This is a genomic window from Megasphaera sp. AF13-6AC (genome assembly GCF_027685385.1).
GTDB lineage: Bacteria > Bacillota > Negativicutes > Veillonellales > Megasphaeraceae > Megasphaera > Megasphaera micronuciformis.
Window position 1 is genome coordinate 1 of record NZ_JAQCUN010000279.1, and the last position, 845, is coordinate 845.

Sequence of the window (845 nt, forward strand, 5' to 3'; positions counted from 1 at the left end):
ACGGTATTACGGAAGGAGAGGCACAACGGCGTCTTCAACAGTATTGCATGAAGCACGGTATCTCTATGAAAAAGGCGGCGACCGATTTAATTCGTGCAGAAACGAATAAAAATAAATCTTGACTTTTTCACCTTTAATGGGTAATATAAGTCTTGTGGTTAGCACTCGTAAAACTTGAGTGCTAACAATGAAGATAGAAATGAATGATATGAGGAGGAACATACGATGATTAAACCGTTAGGAGATCGTGTAGTAATTCGTGTATTAGAACAGGAAGAAAAGACGGCGAGCGGTATTTTCCTGCCCGATACGGCTAAAGAAAAACCGAGCCAGGGGGAAGTTGTTGCCGTAGGCACAGGTAAATTACAGGATAACGGTACGCGTACTCCCTTGGAAGTAAGCGTAGGCGATAAAATTATTTTCTCGAAATATGCAGGTACGGAAGTTAAATATGACGGCGTTGATTATTTAATTGTCAGTGAACGTGATATTTTGGCGACTATATAATATAGCATTTCTTATAAGGAGTGACTCATAATGGCAAAACAGATTTTGTTTAACGAAGAAGCACGCCGTGCTCTGGGCAACGGTGTAGATGCATTGGCAAATGCGGTAAAAGTAACGTTGGGACCTAAGGGTCGTAACGTAGTATTGGATAAGAAATTCGGCGCCCCTACTATTACGAATGACGGTGTTACGATTGCTCGTGATATTGAATTGGAAGATCCCTTTGAAAACATGGGGGCACAGCTCGTAAAAGAAGTTGCTACGAAGACCAATGACGTGGCAGGCGACGGTACGACGACAGCTACCTTATTGGCACAGGCTATGATTCAGGAAGGCAT

At 42.6% G+C, this 845-nt stretch carries 2 protein-coding genes; both read left to right on the plus strand.

What is annotated here, in order from left to right:
- The first annotated feature begins 225 nt into the window (after positions 1-225).
- Entirely contained in the window at positions 226-507 is a 282-nt protein-coding gene (gene groES, locus PGX78_RS08845; RefSeq protein WP_270446593.1) for a co-chaperone GroES, read from the plus strand.
- 30 nt (positions 508-537) lie between these two features.
- Positions 538-845: TCP-1/cpn60 chaperonin family protein (locus PGX78_RS08850; protein ID WP_333524044.1), on the plus strand; the 308-nt coding region annotated here is incomplete at its 3' end.